This window comes from uncultured Corynebacterium sp., assembly GCF_902489365.1.
Classification (GTDB): domain Bacteria; phylum Actinomycetota; class Actinomycetes; order Mycobacteriales; family Mycobacteriaceae; genus Corynebacterium.
On the sequence record NZ_CABTZR010000027.1, the window covers coordinates 1 to 18973 of the forward strand.

An 18973-nucleotide genomic window follows, 5' to 3' on the forward strand; every position below is an offset into this window, starting at 1 on the left:
CATGAAGAGTTCTGGCGCTCACCCGAATTCGTTGACTACATCGGAGAGATAGACATCAACGATGACACACAGGTGGTGTGCCAGCGTTTTGCCGTTGATGAGCGCTATTCGGTTAAGGCATTGGTTCCGTGGGATTCCTGAATAGGCATGCCCGTGGGCTAGGCGTATTCGTAGCTCGTTCCCAGCGGTAAGCATCTGGACTGTGAATGTTCATCTAGAATTTGCCTCAAGGTCGGGGAACCTCTAGTCGCGTTAGGCAGAATGCCTCTATGCGCAATCGTCACACCATTCTTGCTTTGACTGCCCTTCTTTCTCTCAACGCATCTAACGCTATCGCTGCTGAATCGGACCCAAGTCAGGCGGCAGTAGCGGCCGGAGACGTTGTCTACTTTCAGGATATGAAGGAGTTCGAGCCCCGGGTCTGGGATGACAGTAGCTATCAAGGTGGTATCGCCTACTTGGTAACTGCCCTCGAGAATATTCGGCAAGAAGAAGGCGATCCCATCGTCGCCTTTGGTGGGGAACTGGCCGCCGGCAGCCTATTCGGCTCAGTCTTTCGCGGTGAGCCATTTGTAGAGGCTTTTAACGAACTCGGTGTGGACGTTGGCAACTTTGGCAACCATGACTTTGATTACGGCGTGGACCATACTCGTAGCCTTATCGAAAAGGCCGAGTTTCCGTGGATTTCCAGCAACCTGACTACCCAGAATGGCGAGCCGATCAGCGAGGACGGGACCACCTTCACTGCTAAGTCCGGCGACCTCACCGTCGGGTTTGTTTCACTTACTGACGACCTTGATCGAACGGTAGCTGCCAAGGACGTCGTGATGGGGGACTTCGTTGAATCCGCACGCGCCGGGGTTAACAAGCTCCAAGAAGAAGGCGTCGATGCGATCGTTTTGCTGAGCCAGATCTCAAAAGAAGACACCACTCGGGTTATGGAAGAGATTCCCGAGCTTGCAGCAGCGCTGCGTGAAGAAAACGAGGCCCAATCACTGGAAGAGGTAACCTACACCGCAGATGGTCGGCCGATTGTCGCACCGCGTGCTGATTATGGAACGTTGGTTCACCTCGACGTCACCGTTGACCGTTCCACGCAGAAGACCACGGTGAAGGTAGTGAACCATCCGGTCAATCCATCGCTTAACGCTAACGAAGAGTGGAAGGCGCGCAGCGAGAAACTCGACGGCGAATTAGGCCGTCAACTGGGCGAGCAACTTGGTACCGCGACGCAAGCTCTATCAAAAGCCGAACTAGGTCCGTTGGTAGCGGACGCGTACCGCGAGCATTTCGATACCCAGCTCGGATGGCAGAACGGTGGCGGCCAGCGTGCTGACATGAAAGAAGGGACCTTGACCCGTCGCGATGCGCAATCGGTGCTTCCTTTCGGTAACTCACCAATCGCGATTCGAGCAACAGGCGCACAGATCAAGGATGCACTGGAAAAGGGGATTGAATCCAACCCGGACGGTGGAAACGGCTTCCCACGAACTGCCGGATTCACGTTTGATTTCAACGCATCTGCGCCATTTGGTGAGCGCGTCACGGCGATAAAGCTCGATGATGGCACGTCAATGGACATGAATGCCACCTACTCATTGGCCATTAGCAACTACGTGGTAAACGGTGGCGACAAGATCGATTCATTCAGTGATGCGCGTGTCACTTCTGCCGGCACGGCAATCGACGTCGATGTCTTCTCCGAGTACATCAAGCGGCACGGTGAGCTCTCACCTTTGAAGACTGCTGATAAGCCAAACGGCCCAGCAAACGGTGGGAAGACAGAAGAATCATCGATTGGATCTTCGCATGGCGCAGCCGTCGCCATCGGGGTGATTGCTGCACTGGCAGGAGCCTTCATTGCGTTTACTCCCAAGTCTGTACTGGATGGGATCGCTCGCTATCTGAAGACCCTCTTGCCGGGCTTCTAGCAACTGGTTCTTCCCTTGGATCGATTCCTTTGCAGGGAACGCATTTATAACGAGGGTATTTCATATCTACGGAGACGTCTCCGCCTACCAAAAGAGTGGCGGTGCTGCGAGTGTCGAGATATTTTTATCAGCCAAGTCGGTAGACCTCATAGTCATCCGGCACTCCTGCGCCGGGGACGTGCTGAAGTCCGAGCTTCAAGGCTAGGGCAATCGACGCCTCGTTGGTGGGGTCGATGACGGCTACGACGGGGAGCTGCGGGAAACGCTCTCGCGCAGTGGCAATTGCAGCGGCTGCGGCCTCCTTGGCGTAGCCTTTGCCCTGCGATTCAGGTGCAAAGCGGTAGTAGAGGTTGAGCACTTCTTCACCAGCTTCCTCGCTATGGCGCACGCCAGTAAAACCAATGGTTGTGCCATCGAGCGTGGATACCACGTAGTAGCCCAGCTGCCTCTCGCACCAATTGGCTTGCCATGCGCGTGCCAACTCCGTGGCTTCCTCTCTGGCCTTCATGGCGAGGTCCGGTCGGTGTTCGTAGGTACGGGCATCCGAGTGAATGGCAAAGATAGCGTCAATGTCGGCATCGGTTGGTGCTGACAAACTGAGTCGGGGAGTGCGAAGGACATGAAAATCATTCATCGTGAGTCCTGACGTTGAAAGCTGCGGTACGGGGACAGTCTTGATTGCTCAAGAAGCTGCTGAAGTCGTAGAACATGCAGAGTGCGTACAGTATTCAAACAAAATAGCGGGAGAGTGGTGTAATGATATTGTGCTACGGGGTCGCACCGAAAATGGAGATGCTGGTGCTAAGGAGGTGTTGGAATAGTAGGTATGAATCTAAGGGGCGGGTTGCTATAGATCGAACTTATTGTCTAATTTTTGAAAACGTAGAGCGTTGTCCGATTGCATTTTAGAATACCAAGAATGTCGAACAATCCCTCTTCCGTGCTACATCAAAGTGCTCAAAAGGTCTCTTTTGTTGATTCCGTTTCAATTCTGGAGAGCCTAGATGACCGGCTTAGGCATGTTGAGAATGATTTATCACGGCAGTTGTCAAGGTTTGTTAAACAAAGCCGCCCCAGAAAGGTTCTCTATTTTGAACTAGACCTGACTGTCGATGAGTATTCTTGGCTTACTTCTGAGCTAGCGATGTATTTCTCATCGGGTCGTTCAGTGAATGAATTGATCAAGAAGTATCCACGGATCATTATCGGTGCGCTGGTGAGTGCGGCGATGCAGAGTACTCGTGAAGGAGCAGTGTGGCCCACCTTTTGGGAGTTGGTTGGGGTTGAGCCGCAGGATGAATTTGAGCGGCGAATCAGAGCGGAAATCCGAAGGATGTTGAGCCTTCTCTCGCTCAACTCATTTGAGGATGTAGAACTCGGGGCGAACGAGTACGTTTCGCTTTTTCTTCTGCACGCGGGAATTACCTCATCGCAGATTGTTGATATCGTGCACTTTGCGCAAAACAGAGGATGGCATGCGACGAGTGATGCAGAAATGGATGACCGAGCCGTTGCGTTAATCGCTGCGATTCGAACATCGGTGTTGGACCGGGAATCTTTGCGAGAGTTTGTGGCTAATGAACCTGACTTCGCTCGAGATTTGTATACCAGAGTTCTTGAACTGATCGCGTATCTTAACCACGCCCAATTTGACTCTATTTCGTTCGAAGGTACCCACGGCATCCCCTCGTTGGCTTTTCATTTGCTTGTGGACATGGTCGAGAACGGAATTGCTATGCCGATCTCTTCACGGCAACGACATCCCTCCGTAGTTTTCATCCCTGAAAGCAACGCATTTGCTGTTGAAATCCCATCAATTGTGACTGACCGTGTAGTGGACTCGGATTGTTGGGAAGTCGAAATCGAGGATCTAAGTGGCACTCGAACTTCTAATTCGGTCCGTGCTGTTGCAGGACATGAACAATCGCAGTGGATAGTGATATCTGAGCCCTTTAGGAGAATAACCGTCACCTTAGACGGCACTGATTCTAAGCCTTTTGAGTTTGTGGGTGTTACGAGCAAATTCCCCTTCTTATTGGTGTCCAAGTCGAACCGATTGGTTTCAGTCGGCGGAGGTGTTAGGTCCGCCAGTTATACGTTGGTTGGACCCGTAGGTACTACAGCTGTGGACCAGTGCGGCGAAGACGTTACGAGTTCCTCAATCGCTGCTCATGCCGATTGGTTGGGGTGGAACACTCGGGAAATAGATCTTGAGCGTGCACGTTCCGTCCGCTTTGAACTTCCAGATAGAGAACCAGTTATCGTGCCAGTTGGTGCTGCACGGCTTTTTAACTGGATTACCGATGTCCCAACGCTGAAGCATGCGCGTGGTCGAGATCTGCAGCCCATTTACACTGAATCTCCCCGAGTGCAAGTTTCCGGAGAAGTCGGCGATTCATGGAACATGGAGATCGTTTACATGCCTGTCGATGGTGAACCGGAGCATGTCTTAGACGTGGAAGTTGAGCAGACAATGCCGATCGAAGAGTGGGAGCTTTTCGAGGCAGATCAATTTGAGGATCCTTGGCTAGGGCGGTTCAACGTAAATCTTTCCCGGAACGGCGTGATGCAGGATTCCATGCTTTTTAGCATTGCTGAGGGGCTAGATTTATCAGCAAGTTCGGATGGCCCATCGACGACGCCTTTTAGATTCCAGGATGGCTCTAACAAGTTCACGCCGTGGTCGTATTCAATACGATGCAAATCGCAGATGAAAATGAGCTTTCCCGTGGGTGCACAAACCCTAGGGGAAAGGGAAGCTGCGCGGCGGGAGGTTTTCTCAACAGAGACTGGTTTTGAGCTGGAAGTCGACGTCGTTCCGGAATCCCTTATGATACGAACCAAGAAACTAGGGGCTGCTCCAGCCGAGGACGCATCTGTTCCTACTCTCGAAGTAGAGAATCTAGACCCTGATGCTGCCGTCGTCGTACGTGCGCCTGAGGCACTACCGTGTGCGCGTTTTGTTCTGGTTGCTTCTGCCGGAAAGTCACGGCAATTATTCGAAATTGAACAAGGTAGTGCACATGCATTAGCTCGGAAAACCCTTCGTATTACGAATCGGGCGATAGATTCTGGGATGGGAAACCTGGGTGGTGCGAAGCTGGTTTTAATTTGGTCACGGCTTAGCCGGGCGACGTACGAAAACTCTCTAGGAGACAGGGAACGGAGAGCGTACTTCAAGCTGCGGCAGGATCAGCGCATAGAAAAGTATCGCGCCGTGGCTGATAAGGCACTTGTGTCTGCAAGCATTGCCAACCTTGTTCGTCGTCCGTTGGTGGTGGCGGTCGAGGAAAAATCTGGTGAGCTTTTAGTCCAGCAACCTGGACAGGAAAGAGATTTGCTTGCTTGGGCCTGGTTGCTTGGTGATCTTGATCGTGCTCCTATCCCGCTGGAAAGTACCCAGAGTGGATTTCTTTTACCGCCGGAATTGAATGAGTCCGGACCTTTTATCGTGGACTTTCGAGAGGGGGGCTTCCTCGTCGATACTCGGCCTCCCCGGCGTCCTTCTAAGCGTGCATTTACCGTTGTCCGCGAGGGGCTTCCAGTCAGCGATGACTTGGATTATCAATTCCCGCTCTACTTGCTTGGGGAGATAAGCGATATCCAGCTGTCTGAGAACGCAATTCTAAAACTATGGCGCAGCTTGGACATGCTTCAAGAGGCTTATGAGCGTCGTGGATGTGACGTTGTATTCCAAAGGGTAACTCGTGCGCTGCAAAAGTCACCACGCGCTGCGATCGATGTGTGGGCTTCACAGAATCTCCAACGAGAATCATTGATCCCCTTGCTTATTCAAAGCGGAATCGTCACGAGGAGCATCCAAACTACAGATACTCTCGCAGTTCCAAACACAGATAGGACTGTGTCGTTGCTTGAGGAAATTGCTGATGCTGCCTACCTCAAGGTACTGGAACCAGACGGAGAGGAGCTAGCGCAGTCTCTTCAATGGGTAGCATCCCATGGTTCAATGAGTCTGTGGGAGGTGCTCACGACCGGAAAAGACATCTTGACCGAAGCCAAAAGCGATGTACGTCGATTAGCACTGGCGGAAGCGTTGCGATCTAATGACCAGCTTTTACAGCTGGGAACCATCGCTTCTTTATATTCGACAACTCGAAAACTGCTCGACCATCTAGGCCGCGTTGGGGTGGACAGCAGCATTATTCACGCCGCAGCGGTTTTGGAGCAACAGGCACTTGATGATGAAGAACCATCTCATTCGATGTCTCGGTATGTGCCATTCATTTCTTATGTCACCAATGTTGCTAGCCGTATGGTGGCGAACCGAGAGTGGCCGTTAGAGAAGACGATCGTGTTGCTGCAGAAAGCTGAATCAGATCTAGCGCGTGTGTCTGAGTGTGCGCCTAAAATCTTTGAATTAGATCTGGTCACCGCTGAAGCATTAAGCCAATCTTTGCATTTTGTCGGGCATTAAGCAGGAGTTGCCATGGGAAACGTAGATTTTGACAAACTATTCACGGGAATCGGAGTGGACAAGGATTCCGATACTGACGGGAAGAGCACCGGCGCCGCCCGGTCAGTTGATCCGATCACAGCTGCACAACAGATTTCAGCGTCGTACCGCCGGTACCTCAAGACTTTGTTAAATCCCCAAGACGGCAAAATTGCTGCTTCTCTTAACTCGACGATTGACGGGGAATCGAGTCTTACTGCAGGTCCAATCCTCCAAATTACGCCGCCCTTTGAATCGGGCCTTACCCCGAAACAGCTGATAGCCGAAGGACAGCTCCACCGTGATTTTGCATTTTTAGGTGAGTATCTCCCGCCGTCTCGTCCGCTGTATAAGCATCAGGAAACTGCTCTTCGCAAAATCAATGCGGGGCGAAACCTAATTGTTTCGACAGGAACCGGTTCGGGAAAAACTGAGACGTTTTTGATCCCCATTATCAATGATCTGCTGAAAGAGCGCGAAGCTGGAACATTAGATGCCGGCGTTCGCGCATTACTGCTCTATCCAATGAATGCACTTGCTAATGATCAAGTGGAACGCCTTCGGAAGATTCTGGCAAAGATGCCGGACCTAACCTTTGGCCGATATACCGGCGAGACGCGTGAAACTCAGGAGCAAGCGCTTGAGGAGTACCGAGAGCAGTTTGGTGCAGAACCATTGCCTAATGAGCTGATTAGCCGCGAAGCAATGCGCGCCAATCCTCCGCACATACTGCTGACCAATTACGCAATGCTTGAGTATCTGCTCCTTCGGCCGACAGATAATTCATTCTTTGATGGTGCAGCTGCAGGCAATTGGAAGCGAATCGTGGTTGATGAAGCTCACGTTTACGCAGGAGCGCAAGGTAGCGAAGTGGGCTTGCTCCTGCGGAGACTAAAGGATCGTGTCTCTCGCGATAGAGAACTGCAGTACATTGCAACTTCAGCTTCTCTTCAGGGCTCAAAAGAAGAAATCACGGCGTTTGGCACTTCCTTCTTCGGCGGAGCATTTGAGTGGGATGAGAATGATTCAGACCGCCAAGACATCGTGTTCGCCTCCAAGAAGAAGTTTGTGGACGAGGGGACGTGGTCATTTGATGAAGACGCCTTTCTTGAACCATCAAAGCTGCAACAGGCCCTAGACGCGAGAGACGGTGACAGCTTTGATTCTCTTGCTTGCGAACGGCATGTGGCTAGCTTAAGAAGCTTGTTATTGGAATCTAGTACGGACATGACGATTGCGGCTCAGCACGTCTGGCCTGATGATGCGCCTGAGGTTTCAAGAGAGAAATTGAAGAACCTCGTAAACCTAGGTAATACGACAACACAAGCGGGAGTGCCTGTACTGTCAGCCCGCTATCACATGTTTGTCAAAGCCACTGAGGGTGCCTTCATTGACTTCCTCCCGGATGGTAACCCCCGTATTTCGCTAGAACGACGCGTAACTTCGGAGCTCGGAAATCGAAACGTCTATGAGTTTGGAACGTGCAAGCGCTGTGGCGGAGTTCATCTTCTAGGCCAGAAAAATAGTGGAAGGCAGGAACCAAGAGAGTTTCTTCCTCCGACGACAAATAGCGAAAACGTCGAGTTTGCCTGGGCGGCTCTTTCTGTTGCCAAAGAGGAATGGCTCGTTGACGCGGACGACGATATCGAGAGTCCCGATGAGTTAACCGCGAAGAACACTCAGAGCGCTTCGGAAGAGTCTCACCTAACCAAGCCGTTCTCATTGTGTACAGATTGCGGAAAGCTGGCACCTCGCGGCATAGACTCATGTACTTGCGGCAACACATCTGCACGGATGAAAGATGTCTTGGTTTATACCGAACCCGCTGATGTGCAAACGCGATGTGCCCTATGTGGGCATAAAGACTCGGATGTAATCCGACGTTTGACAACTGATGTAAATGCTGCTCCTGCTGTCCTGGCAACGAGCCTTTACGACTTGCTTCCACCTGATGAAGAAATGCTGGGTCAGATAGGGCAAGGCCGAAAGCTTCTGGCCTTTTCCGATAGCCGTCAGGCCGCTGCTTTTGCCGCTCCATACCTAGAACGAACTCATCATGAGTTGATGAAGCGCCGCATTATCTTTGAAGTTCTCAACAATGAGCGTGCACGTGATGTGCTAACAGCGGAGAGCTTGATGCACTACATGGTTAATTGTGCAACTGAAAATGTGGTTATTTCGCCATCATTCGATGAGTTCAAGCGTAAGAAGCAGATTGGTAATTGGCTTTTCTCGGAGCTAACCACCCAGGCTACTCGTCAGTCACTCAACGGTATGGGCTTGATGAGCGTCAGCGTTGATAGCGACAAGCTGCGCCGCATGGAGGTATTCGAGCCACTTGCTCAGTTGGTTGACTCCGATGAAGCTGCATTGAGCTTATTAAATGTAATGGCGTCTCAGTTTCGAACGAGATTCGCTCTTACCCATCCTGATGAAGTAGACACTAGTGCGGATGAGTTCCTTCCTCGGCGTCATGAATACTATTTTCAGGAGCACATTCAGGCGGCAGATCGGACGCAACTGTCATGGTTGCCGGCAAAAGCGCATACCACTAATAATCGTATTGAATACATCCTCAAGCTCCTCACCATGCGCGGAATTCCGTCGGATAAGTTGAGGGACAATGCCGAGCAACTACTGAGTTTGGTGTGGAAGGGCTTCGTAGACACAGGCCTTGCAAAAATTGCAAGGAAACACGGTGTTGACCGCCAGTTTGACTATTCGGCCCTTCGTTTCGCTTCGGGTAAGTCAACAACTTGGTACAAGTGCAGTGTTTGTCATGTGGTTACTGAGTTCAATTGTCTGGATCTTTGTGTAAACGGAAAATGCGAGGGCACGTTGGTGCCATTTGAGCCCTTCTCCGAAGAAAACCGGAAGAACCATTATGCTTGGCTCGCGGAAAACCTTGAGATCGTAAATCTACGGGCCCTCGAACACACTGCTCAATGGACTCCGAAAAAAGCAGCAGAGGTTCAAGAAGATTTTGTCCACGGCAAGGTCAACGTTTTGTCCTGCTCCACCACATTTGAGCTTGGAGTGGACGTGGGCTCTCTTCAGTCGGTTCTGCTCCGAAACGTCCCACCGCGAACGGCAAACTATGTTCAGCGGGCCGGGCGAGCTGGACGCCGGACCGGTTCCTCCGCCTTTGTGCTGACGTTTGCGCGGCGAGCCGCGCACGATTTCTCTGTCTATAGGAATCCAACTGAAATGATCGACGGCGAAATGCGGGCGCCTTACCTGAACATCGAAAATGAGCGCATCGCCCTGCGTCATTGCTATTCCGTCGCATTTGCTGAATTCCTCAGAGCGCACAGTGATTTGTGGAGCAAATGGAGGATGGCCGGCGGACTGTTTTCTGAAGATGCTGAGTCCGTAGAGCTGCTCAGAGAGTTCCTTACACCGGTTCCTAGCAGCGTTTCGGAGGCTTTGGAAAGGATCATTTCTCCAGCTACGTACGCCGCGCTTAAGCTCTCTGAGCGGGAATGGGTTGAGAATTACTTGTCGCTGTTTTCTGAGGTAGGGAACTCCCTCACTGATGACATTAAGGTGATTTCTGAAGAGCGCGATCTCTTGAGCTCGAAGAAGAAGTTTAATGCTGCGAACGTCATGGAACGAACCATCAGCACGCTTCAAAAGCAAAACACTCTTGGCTTCTTGGGTGCGTATAACTTGCTACCCAAGTATGGATTCCCAGTAGACACCGTCGAAATGGTTACCCTTTTTGATTCAGATTCTCGGAACATTCGGCTTGCCCGAGACTTGGCATTGGCAATCGGAGAGTATGCTCCGGGCAACTCGGTGGTCGCTGGCGGAAAGCTATGGGAATCTGTTGGTCTTCGTACTATGCCCGGACGTGCCCTTCCAACAGGATTCCTAGTTTCGTGCGGTAACTGCCGTCGGAAGTACCGAAGAATAAATGATGTGCCTTTTGAGTGCGAAGAGTGCGGCAATCTAGTCGAAAGCCGCGGAGAAGCCTTTATCCAACCCAAGTTTGGCTTCGTAGCGGGCCGAGAGCCTAAGAACGTTGGTGCGGCTCCTCCGCGCGCTCGCTTTTTCCGCGAGGAATACATCACGGATCCAGGGGAGGAGGCTTTTTGCCGGCAGGAATATGGAAACCAAACTGAGTTCATGTGGGTGGAAGCCCGAAAGCGCGCAACGCTGACCGTCATCAACCGAGGAGCGAACAGGCTCGGGCGCAGCGGATTCTGGACTTGTCAGGATTGTGGTTGGTCGGACCAAGAGCGCTGTAACGTGCACAAGAATCCGCGAACTGGTCGCGACTGTTACGGTTCCATTAGCCGTTATGCGCTTGAGCATTCATATCAAACTGATGTTGCGATTATTGGCCTACCCCGGAGCGCTGATAGGTCAACGGATGCGCTCTTGGCAACGATGTACGCGGTTTTAGAAGCAGCGTCAGGACTGTTGGAGATTTCGCGCGATGATTTGGGCGCAACACTGGTGGAGGCGCTTGAACCGCGACTGGTGATTTTTGATGCAGTTCCTGGTGGAGCGGGTTTTACCAAGTCCATCCTTGATGAGTTCCCCCGAGTTCTTCGAGCAGCTTATGACCGCGTCAATGATTGTTCGTGTGGTGAAGACACATCGTGCTATTCCTGTTTGCGCTCTTACAGCAATCAGAAGCACCATGAGTCATTGAAGAGGGGAGACGCTGTTGAAATTCTTGGTGAGATCCTCCCGCTCGTCGAAGAAAGCCAGTGAATCAACAGGATCCCCTATGGAGCCAGCCAAAAAGCTATAGCTAAACGCCTTAAATTCGCCCAAATTATCGATGAACTACGAAACGAGTCGTACTCGGCTGATAAGTTGTGCACCATGATCTCCCCAGGCTCCTCCTGTAGTTCTTCCGACTACTCCCAGCTTGCCCCCGGCGTGACCATCTCCTGCCGCGACGAGCACTGGCTGGTCAGCAACGTCGCGCGCACCACCGACGGTTTCCGCATCCGGGCGCGCGGCGTGAGCGACTACGTGCGCGATACCACCGTCACCTTCTTCACCGCGCTCGATGACATCGAGGTCTTCGACCCCGCCAACGTCTCCGTTAGCCCAGATGAGTCACCGCAGTTTCGCCACACCCGCCTGTGGCTGGAGTCCACGCTGCGCCGCACGCCGGTGCCGCTGTACCAAAAGCAGTTGGAAGTGGCCACGCAGATGCTGGCGGACCCGCTGGACTATCAGCTCTCCGCTGTGAAGTCGGCGCTGTCCGATGAGCGCATCCGCCCGCGCGTGCTGCTCGCGGATGCCGTGGGCCTGGGCAAGACGCTGGAGATCGGCATGATTTTAGCGGAGCTTATTCGCCGCGGCAGAGGAGAGCGCATCCTCGTCGTCACGCCGAAGCACGTCATGGAGCAGTTCCAACAGGAGCTGTGGACGCGCTTTGCCATCCCGCTGGTTCGCCTGGACAGCCAGGGCATTCAGAAGGTCCGCCAGAAGCTGCCGGCATCGAAGAACCCCTTTACCTACTTCCCGCGCGTCATCGTCTCCATGGACACGCTCAAGGCGCCGAAGTACCGCGCGCAGCTGGAGAAGGTCCGCTGGGATGCCGTGGTCATCGATGAGATCCACAACGCCACCAACGCCGGCTCCCAGAACAATGAGTTGGCCCGCACGCTGGCGCCGACCACCGAGTCCCTCATTCTGGCGTCGGCCACCCCGCACAATGGCCGCGAGGAATCCTTCAAGGAAATCCTGCGCTTGCTCGACCCACTTTCCGTCCTCCCGGATGGCTCTATCGACATGGAGGCCGCGAAGAAGCTGATTATCCGTCGCCACCGCAATTCACCCGAGGTGGCCTCCGTGGTGGGGGAGAAGTGGGCCAAGCGCGGCGAGCCCCGCAACATCCTGGTGGATGCCTCCCCGGAGGAAGACGCGGTAGCACGCGCTATCGCTGAGGATTGGGTCAACGGCCTAGCCACCACGGCGAATGATCGCCTCTTCCCTTGGACCTTAGTCAAGGCTTTCTTGTCCTCACCGGCAGCGCTGGCGGAATCCATCGCCGCCCGTCAGAAGCTCGACAAGCCCAAAGAGCAAGCCAACCTGGAGCGCCTCGCTGAGCTCAACAACAAGGTCACGGAGGAGAACTCCAACAAGTTTGCCGCGCTCATTGATTACCTCATGGAGATAGGCGTGAAGAAGGGCTCCGATCGCCGCGTCGTCATTTTCTCCGAGAGGGTGGCAACGCTGCGGTGGTTGCAGGAGAACGTAGCCAAGCATCTCAAGCTCCCGAAGGGCGCGGTGAAAGTCATGCACGGCGGCCTGTCGGATTCGGATCAGCTGGCGCTTATCGACGAATTCAAGCGCACCGACACCCCTCTTCGCGTGCTGATTACTGGCGACGTCGCCTCCGAAGGCGTCAACCTGCACGCCCAGTGCCACCACCTGGTGCACTATGACATCCCGTGGTCGCTCATCCGCATCCAGCAGCGCAACGGCCGCATCGACCGCTACGGCCAAGAACACGAGCCGGAGATCACCTCCTTGCTGCTGGACCCGAAGGATGCCGACGTTGCCGATTCCATCGGTGAGCTGCGCGTGCTCACTCGCCTCATTGACCGCGAGTATTCCGCCAACCAGCTCCTCGGTGATGCCGCCCCACTCATGGGCAAGCACAACCCCAAGGCGGAGGAGGATGAGATTCGCGCGGTGCTCATGCACGAGCGCGACTTCGATGAGGTCGTGGCCTCCCCGGAGGAGATCCTCACCGGCGCGCACGCCAAGCCGGCGCCCATTGTTGCGCCCGCGGAGGCTGCTAGCCCTTCCGGCCTGACCGATGATATCTGGGCCCTTCTCGCCGCCGCTAGCACCAGCGGCCCGGACGACGACGAGACCACCAACAATCCCGAGACCACCAACAACCCTGAGAACAAAGAATCTTCCGTGCTCGGAGACCCCGCCCCCGCACCGTCACTTCGCTCGGTGCGTCACAGCCTTTACCGCGCGGAGAAGGATTACCTCGGCGACGCCCTGGCAGAGGCCTACCAAGACTCAGCCAATAAACCTTTGAGCGCCGGTGGCGTGGACTACGCACAACACGACAACGACATTGTGGAGCTCACCCCTCCGCGCGATCTGTGCCGGCGCTTCGATTACCTGCCGCAGGATTACGTGTCCTACCGCAAGGTCACCGAGCGCCTCATGCTCGCCACCTCCGCGCGCCGCGGCAACCAACACCTCAAGGCCGCGCGCGAGGGGGACTCGGAGAAGTCTTGGCCTCGCGCCCACTTCTTGGGTCCGCTGCACCCTGTCTCCGAGTGGGCCGCCGACCGCGCCCTGACCAACATGGCGCAAAGCGAAATCCCCGCCGTACTCGGTGCGGTGGATGCCCCAACGCTGCTGCTCATGGGAACGCTGACCAACTCCCGCGGGCAGGTGCTCTCCCGTACGTTCCTCACCGCCACGGAGGGCCCCTTCGGTTTCAATGTTCCCGCTGGCATGCAGGCCGTGGACATTGAGGTCCACGACGACATCTATGCCTGGCTGGGGCGCATCGGGCTTAGCGACAACGCCATTAACCCCGGTGAGTTTTCCGTCCCCGATACCGCAGCACAGCTCATCGCCGCCGCCGTGGAAGCCGCCCACAGCCACCTCACGGTGGTCAAGAACAGCAACTTAGACCACGCGCAGGACCGCATCGCCGGCTGGCAGCAGCGCGCCGATAATTGGCAGCGGGCCAACTCCGGCCAGCAGACCCTCAAGATCAAGGACACCAAGCGGCTTATCCACCAGGACGAGGAGCTGCTGAAATCCATGGCCCCGGAGCGCTCCCTCGTGCGCCCGCTGGCACTTATCCTCCCGGACGACACCGACGCTGCACGTACCAGCGCCGCACACACCAACACCAACGAAGCAGAGGCACGCTAATGGCAGACTTCGATTCCATCATCAACGTCGAGGAATGGATCTCGGATTACTACCTCACCACCGATGACAAAGGTAGCTCCTTTGGCAAGCGCGTGGAGGAGGCCGTCAAAGAGTGGAAGGCAACGGATAAGGACGCTAAGAGCGCTGGCCGCGAGCATGTCCAATCCCCGCTGCTGCGCCTGACCTCCCGCAGGGAAGCACTGCACACTAAGCTCTCCGCGCTTTCCATGGAGGCAACCGACGATGCACTGCATGAGGTCTATGATCTCGTCTCCGCGGCCTTCGGCTACCCGCAGTCGCAGCGCCTGGAGTTCTCCCGCAACGGCCAGCCCCTCACGCTGACCGCCGCCGCGGACAAGAACCATTCACTTGTCATCCTGCGCGCCGGGCAGATGGATTCCGTGGAGGACCTCACCACCGTGCCGCTTCTCGGAGTCGACCCGGAGCTCGGCCACCAGAACTCCAACGGTGAGGCCAAGGCCCTCGACATCACCGCCGCCAAGCTCGTCGGCGAGCTCTTCCTCACTGAGCAAGCCCCCGACCTCATCCTGGTCCTCGCCGGCCGCTGGGCAGTCCTGGCAGAGCGCGAAACCTGGCCGCTGGGCCGCTACCTCGCCGTGGACCTGGGCCTGGCCGTTGAACGCAACGACCAGAAAGCCAAAGGCGAACTCCCACGAGTCGTCTCCATCCTCGCCGCCGAGCACACCATGCGCGGTGCCGACGGAACCACCTGGTGGCTCGACACCCTCGCCCAAGCCCGCGAGCACTCCGTCAAAGTCTCCGAGGAACTGCGCGGTGCCATCAAAGCCTCGATTGAGATCATCGGCAACGACGTGTTGCAACGTCGAGCGTTGCAACACCAAGCAGGAACGCTGCAGGACAAAGCAAACGCGTTGCAACACACGAACAGCGACATTGACGGCAACGAACTGGCCAACCAAGCCCTGCGCTACCTCTACCGCATCCTCTTCCTCCTCTTCGCCGAATCCTCCCCGGAGCTCCAAATCCTGCCCACCGGGGACAACGACTATGACGAAGGCTATGGCCTCTCCCGCCTGCGTGACCTCATCCTCACCGAGCCCACCACGCACCGCACCCAAAACGGCACACACCTCTACGAAAGCCTCCAGCTGCTCTTTGAGCGCGTCAACCGCGGCCACGATCCGCACGATGCGAACGCCGAGCTTTACGACTCCAACGCCACCGAAGACGGCCTGGAATTCCGCAACCTCGATGCGGACCTGTTCAAGTCTGAAGCCACCTCCTACATCGATGAGGTCAAGCTCTCCAACCTGGCGCTGCACAAGGTCCTGCAGAACCTCCTTCTCACAAAAGAAAAGCGGGGCAGTGACCGCGGCTTCATCTCCTACGCCACCCTCGGCGTGACTGAGCTGGGCCAGGTCTACGAGGGCCTGATGTCCTACACTGGCTTCATCGCCCAAGAAGATCTCGTAGAAGTAGCCAAGCACGGCGATCCCTCCAAAGGCTCCTGGGTGGTTCCCGAGCCACAAGCGCGCACGCTCCCACAGGATTCCATCGTCTACGAAGACCGCGAAAGCGAACATGGCGGTGTGGAACGCGTCCAGCGCACCCACGCCCGCGGCAGCTTTGTCTACCGCCAATCCTCCCGTGACCGCGAGCGCTCCGCGTCCTTCTACTCACCACCCGTCATCACCGAGTTCACCGTTGGCCAGGCCATCGAAGAGCTCAAAGCAACCGGCCGCATCGACAACGCCGATGACATCCTCACCCTCACCATCTGCGAGCCCGCCATGGGCTCCGGCGCCTTCGCCGTGGAAGCCGTCAACCAGCTTGCAGAGCTCTACCTGAACAAGAAGCAAGCCGAACTGGGCAAGGAAATCCCCGGTGAAGACCGCACCCAGGAGCTACAAAAGGTCAAGGCCTCCATCGCCCTGCACCAGGTCTACGGCGTGGACCTCAACAAAACCGCAGTAGAGCTTGCCGAAATCTCCCTGTGGCTCAACACCATGACCAAGGAGCTCAAAGCACCCTGGTTCGGCCTGCACCTGCGCCACGGCAACTCCCTGGTGGGTGCCACCCGTTCCACCTTCAGCGCCAAGGAGGTGTCCACCACCGCTTCGAAGAAGAAGGGAATCCAGAACTACCTCACGCTTACCCCGCAGCACCACCCGCTGAAACAACTAGCGGATGCCATCGATGCCAATGAGACGGACCAGCACCCCACCGGCCGCATCCACCACTTCCTAGTCCCCAGCCACGGCTGGGGAAGTGCCGTGGACGCCAAGGACCTCAAGAACCTCGCGGCGGACGAAATCAAGGCCATGAAGGCCTGGCAACGCTCCATCTGCAAACCGCTGAACAAAACGCAGACCAAGCTCGCCACCGCACTGTCTAATCAGGTTGAGCGCCTCTGGGAGCTCTCCCTTATCCGCCTGCGCATCGCCGAGGACCAAGTCCGCCGTGATCTGGACTTGTGGGGTCAGGAACCCAACACCGCCAAGCGCACTGACGTGGTCACCCGCGCCCAAGTGGAGGAAGAACTCCTCCACAACAACGAGGGCGCCTACCTTCGCCTGCGCACCGCCATGAACGCGTGGAACGCACTCTGGTACTGGCCAGTCACCGCCACGGACGAGCTTCCCGATATCACCGAGTACCTCGCCACCATGCAGGACCTCCTCGGCATCCCCAACGAAGGCCAGAAGCGCTACCGCAAGGACAACCAGTACGCCTTCGGGTTCGACATGTCCTGGGATGAACTGGACTACGTCGAATCACTCGACCGTTCCACCTCCGGCCGTCTGCACTACGAAGACGTCCTCGAAGCTCACCCCTGGCTGAGGACCGCCAACACCATTGCCCAGGAACAAGCCTTCTTCCACTGGGACCTGGACTTCGCTACCGTCATGGCCAAGGGTGGCTTCGACTTCCAGGTGGGTAACCCGCCGTGGGTGCGTCCCGAAGTGAACTTCGATGACCTTCTTTCCGAGTTTGATCCGTGGTTCAGCCTGGCGAATAGACCAACGCAAGCAGAGAAGAAGGCACGCCGGGAAGCGCTTGCCGACGCCCCAGGCATCCTCGAGTCCCTATCCAAGGGTGCCGGTGAGGCCGTGACAACGGCAGCTGTGCTTCGCGACGTTACCCGCTACCCGCACTTGCAAAACCAACAGCCGGATCTCTACCGCGGATTTATGGAACGCACGTGGGCGAATGCCGCTGAGAGCGGCATCATTTCACTCATCCACCCCGAGTCCCACTTCACGGAGAAGAGAGCAGCAGCGCTGAGGGCTGGTGCTTATCGACGTCTGCGCACCCACCTTGAGGTGAAGAACGAATTGGTGCTTTTCGATATGGGGCACACGCGTCACTATGGAATCCATGTATATGGGGCTGCGCGTGAAAGCGTTAGCTTCAAACAGGCAGTCCACCTGTACCATCCGAAAACCTACGCGGAGTCTTTGAAGCATGACGGAACTGGACCAATGCCTGGTGTAAAAGATGATAATGACAAGTGGGATCTACGACCGCACCGCGACCGCATCATTACTGTCGACGAAGAGACTCTCAAGATATGGAACTCGATCATTGAGGAACCGGGGACGCCGCTCCTTGAGACACGCACCGTCTATTCGGTGAGCAGCGAAGCGGCAGCTGTCTTGGCAAAGCTTGCCGAGGCGCCGCGTATTAAGGAGTTAGGTCTTCAGTTCTCAAGCGGTTGGCACGAGTCAGGAGACAAGAAGGCCGGTTATTTCGATACCTCTTGGCAGCATCCTGATTCCTGGCACGACGTGATCCTTCAAGGGCCTCATCTCGGTGTTTCGACTCCAGTGGTTAAACAACCGAATCCGACGATGAAAAACAATTTGGACTGGTCCGAGATTGACCTCGAGGCCATCTCCGACGACTTCATTCCTGCGACGGCGTACCTCCCTAACCACTCCGTCGAGTCCTACGACCGTGACTACGGAATATGGGAGATAGACGGTGAAGCGGTGCTGGTAAAGGATCAGTACCGCGTAGCATGGCGTCGTATGGCAGCTACTACCGGATTCCGTACGCTGTATCCAGCCATAATTCCGCCAGGGGCGGCCCATGTTCACCCAATTCAAAGTGCTGGGTCCCCGAAAAAGGTAATGAATATTGCTTTGGTCGGGGCGGGAATGTCATCATTCATTATTGATTTTCTTGTCCGTAGCTTGAGCCCTTCAGATCTTCATCCAAGCACGATCAATGGATTGCCCTATCCACGGTGTTTCAAAGCGGAGCTCGTTGCTAAGTACTTGCAATTGAATTGCCTTACTAGGGCCTACGCTGAGCTTTGGGAATCCGCTACTAAAAGTACTTGGACAACCGACACACCAAGACGCAAAGCCCGCGACCGCTTCCGTGCCCAGAATGAAATCGATGCCATGGTGGCGCTGTCGCTGGGCGTGACGCTGGATGAGCTCCTCATGATTTACCGGACGCAGTTCCCAGTGATGAGGCGCTACGACCAAGAAGACTTGTATGACGCTAATGGTCGCAAGGTTCCTCGTGATGTTCTGAAGTTGGAGAAGAAGCTCAAGGATGGGCAGCAGCTTTCGGAAGCGGATCGTACGTGGACGCATCCGCAGTCTGGCGTGGAATACGTCTTTGAGTATCCATTTGCACCATTGGACCGCGAAGCAGACTTGGCGGCGGCGTATGAAAAGTATGCTGCGATGATGAACCAGCAATAGTTCCGGAA

Annotated in this window: 6 protein-coding genes; 5 read left to right on the forward strand and 1 reads right to left on the reverse strand. The window is 55.4% G+C overall.

All coding sequences use genetic code 11. The features are described from left to right. The first annotated feature begins 269 nt into the window (after positions 1-269). Positions 270-1931, forward strand: a complete 1662-nt coding sequence (locus tag RDN59_RS05805; RefSeq protein ID WP_308607020.1) for a 5'-nucleotidase C-terminal domain-containing protein — start codon at positions 270-272, stop codon at positions 1929-1931. A gap of 127 nt (positions 1932-2058) precedes the next feature. On the opposite strand, the gene RDN59_RS05810 is transcribed toward RDN59_RS05805, so the two are convergent. Then, the gene (locus tag RDN59_RS05810) at positions 2059-2565 is read right to left on the reverse strand and encodes a GNAT family N-acetyltransferase (protein WP_308607021.1); all 507 of its coding nucleotides are present in this window, start codon (positions 2563-2565) and stop codon (positions 2059-2061) included. Between the two features lie 285 nt (positions 2566-2850). Here RDN59_RS05810 and RDN59_RS05815 point away from each other — a divergent pair, with 285 nt between their 5' ends. The 4 genes from RDN59_RS05815 to RDN59_RS05830 all read left to right on the forward strand — a co-directional run bounded on the left by RDN59_RS05815 (position 2851) and on the right by RDN59_RS05830 (position 18965). Next, positions 2851-6366 carry a hypothetical protein gene (locus RDN59_RS05815; protein WP_308607022.1) on the forward strand — a complete coding sequence of 1172 codons (3516 nt, stop codon included), beginning with the start codon at positions 2851-2853 and terminating at the stop codon, positions 6364-6366. Between the two features lie 12 nt (positions 6367-6378). After that, the gene (locus RDN59_RS05820) at positions 6379-11106 is read left to right on the forward strand and encodes a DEAD/DEAH box helicase (protein ID WP_308607023.1); all 4728 of its coding nucleotides are present in this window, start codon (positions 6379-6381) and stop codon (positions 11104-11106) included. Positions 11107-11220: 114 nt separating this feature from the next. Beyond that, on the forward strand, positions 11221-14265 hold the full coding sequence (locus tag RDN59_RS05825; RefSeq protein ID WP_308607024.1) for a DEAD/DEAH box helicase: 3045 nt from the start codon (positions 11221-11223) through the stop codon (positions 14263-14265). Then, on the forward strand, positions 14265-18965 hold the full coding sequence (locus tag RDN59_RS05830) for an Eco57I restriction-modification methylase domain-containing protein (RefSeq protein ID WP_308607025.1): 4701 nt from the start codon (positions 14265-14267) through the stop codon (positions 18963-18965). Before RDN59_RS05825 ends, RDN59_RS05830 begins: the two co-directional genes overlap by 1 nt. Positions 18966-18973 lie beyond the last annotated feature (8 nt).